Origin of the sequence: Pseudomonas sp. EA_65y_Pfl2_P74 (assembly GCF_963970575.1) — a bacterium.
Classification (GTDB): Bacteria; Pseudomonadota; Gammaproteobacteria; order Pseudomonadales; family Pseudomonadaceae; genus Aquipseudomonas; species Aquipseudomonas baetica_A.
On sequence record NZ_CAXAOQ010000067.1, the window covers coordinates 1 to 2914 of the forward strand.

Annotated in this window: 2 rRNA genes; both read left to right on the forward strand. The window is 51.9% G+C overall.

The window, feature by feature from the left end:
- Nucleotides 1-2630 (forward strand): 23S ribosomal RNA (locus tag AACY18_RS27775); the annotation flags it as partial.
- 151 nt (nucleotides 2631-2781) lie between these two features.
- Nucleotides 2782-2897 (forward strand): 5S ribosomal RNA (gene rrf, locus AACY18_RS27780).
- The last annotated feature ends 17 nt before the right edge of the window (nucleotides 2898-2914 follow it).

Sequence of the window (2914 nt, forward strand, 5' to 3'; positions counted from 1 at the left end):
AGCCCTTAAGTTGATTTGAGATTAGCGGAACGCTCTGGAAAGTGCGGCCATAGTGGGTGATAGCCCTGTACGCGAAAATCTCTTGTCAATGAAATCGAGTAGGACGGAGCACGAGAAACTTTGTCTGAATATGGGGGGACCATCCTCCAAGGCTAAATACTACTGACTGACCGATAGTGAACTAGTACCGTGAGGGAAAGGCGAAAAGAACCCCGGAGAGGGGAGTGAAATAGATCCTGAAACCGTATGCGTACAAGCAGTGGGAGCCCACTTTGTTGGGTGACTGCGTACCTTTTGTATAATGGGTCAGCGACTTATTTTCAGTGGCGAGCTTAACCGAATAGGGGAGGCGTAGCGAAAGCGAGTCTTAATAGGGCGTCTAGTCGCTGGGAATAGACCCGAAACCGGGCGATCTATCCATGGGCAGGTTGAAGGTTGGGTAACACTAACTGGAGGACCGAACCGACTACCGTTGAAAAGTTAGCGGATGACCTGTGGATCGGAGTGAAAGGCTAATCAAGCTCGGAGATAGCTGGTTCTCCTCGAAAGCTATTTAGGTAGCGCCTCATGTATCACTGTAGGGGGTAGAGCACTGTTTCGGCTAGGGGGTCATCCCGACTTACCAAACCGATGCAAACTCCGAATACCTACAAGTGCCGAGCATGGGAGACACACGGCGGGTGCTAACGTCCGTCGTGAAAAGGGAAACAACCCAGACCGTCAGCTAAGGTCCCAAAGTTATGGTTAAGTGGGAAACGATGTGGGAAGGCTTAGACAGCTAGGAGGTTGGCTTAGAAGCAGCCACCCTTTAAAGAAAGCGTAATAGCTCACTAGTCGAGTCGGCCTGCGCGGAAGATGTAACGGGGCTCAAACCATACACCGAAGCTACGGGTATCATCTTCGGATGATGCGGTAGAGGAGCGTTCTGTAAGCCTGTGAAGGTGAGTTGAGAAGCTTGCTGGAGGTATCAGAAGTGCGAATGCTGACATGAGTAACGACAATGGGTGTGAAAAACACCCACGCCGAAAGACCAAGGTTTCCTGCGCAACGTTAATCGACGCAGGGTTAGTCGGTCCCTAAGGCGAGGCTGAAAAGCGTAGTCGATGGAAAACAGGTTAATATTCCTGTACTTCTGGTTATTGCGATGGAGGGACGGAGAAGGCTAGGCCAGCTTGGCGTTGGTTGTCCAAGTTTAAGGTGGTAGGCTGGAATCTTAGGTAAATCCGGGATTCCAAGGCCGAGAGCTGATGACGAGTCATCTTTTAGATGACGAAGTGGTTGATGCCATGCTTCCAAGAAAAGCTTCTAAGCTTCAGGTAACCAGGAACCGTACCCCAAACCGACACAGGTGGTTGGGTAGAGAATACCAAGGCGCTTGAGAGAACTCGGGTGAAGGAACTAGGCAAAATGGCACCGTAACTTCGGGAGAAGGTGCGCCGGTGAGGGTGAAGGACTTGCTCCGTAAGCTCATGCCGGTCGAAGATACCAGGCCGCTGCGACTGTTTATTAAAAACACAGCACTCTGCAAACACGAAAGTGGACGTATAGGGTGTGACGCCTGCCCGGTGCCGGAAGGTTAATTGATGGGGTTAGCTAACGCGAAGCTCTTGATCGAAGCCCCGGTAAACGGCGGCCGTAACTATAACGGTCCTAAGGTAGCGAAATTCCTTGTCGGGTAAGTTCCGACCTGCACGAATGGCGTAACGATGGCGGCGCTGTCTCCACCCGAGACTCAGTGAAATTGAAATCGCTGTGAAGATGCAGTGTATCCGCGGCTAGACGGAAAGACCCCGTGAACCTTTACTATAGCTTTGCACTGGACTTTGAATTTGCTTGTGTAGGATAGGTGGGAGGCTTTGAAGCGTGGACGCCAGTTCGCGTGGAGCCATCCTTGAAATACCACCCTGGCAACTTTGAGGTTCTAACTCAGGTCCGTTATCCGGATCGAGGACAGTGTATGGTGGGTAGTTTGACTGGGGCGGTCTCCTCCTAAAGAGTAACGGAGGAGTACGAAGGTGCGCTCAGACCGGTCGGAAATCGGTCGTAGAGTATAAAGGCAAAAGCGCGCTTGACTGCGAGACAGACACGTCGAGCAGGTACGAAAGTAGGTCTTAGTGATCCGGTGGTTCTGTATGGAAGGGCCATCGCTCAACGGATAAAAGGTACTCCGGGGATAACAGGCTGATACCGCCCAAGAGTTCATATCGACGGCGGTGTTTGGCACCTCGATGTCGGCTCATCACATCCTGGGGCTGAAGCCGGTCCCAAGGGTATGGCTGTTCGCCATTTAAAGTGGTACGCGAGCTGGGTTTAGAACGTCGTGAGACAGTTCGGTCCCTATCTGCCGTGGACGTTTGAGATTTGAGAGGGGCTGCTCCTAGTACGAGAGGACCGGAGTGGACGAACCTCTGGTGTTCCGGTTGTCACGCCAGTGGCATTGCCGGGTAGCTATGTTCGGGAAAGATAACCGCTGAAAGCATCTAAGCGGGAAACTTGCCTCAAGATGAGATCTCACTGGAACCTTGAGTTCCCTGAAGGGCCGTCGAAGACTACGACGTTGATAGGTTGGGTGTGTAAGCGCTGTGAGGCGTTGAGCTAACCAATACTAATTGCCCGTGAGGCTTGACCATATAACACCCAAGCAATTTGCGCTTGAAAGCCAGATTGCGGTGTGTGAAGACGAAACGAACCGAAAGTTCGATGTTCACAAAACACCGACAGCTGTCACATACCCAATTTGCTGAAGCGAGGCCAACAGGTCGCGAGTCAGTACCCGAATTTCTTGACGACCATAGAGCGTTGGAACCACCTGATCCCATCCCGAACTCAGCAGTGAAACGATGCATCGCCGATGGTAGTGTGGGGTTTCCCCATGTGAGAGTAGGTCATCGTCAAGATTAAATTCCGAAACCCC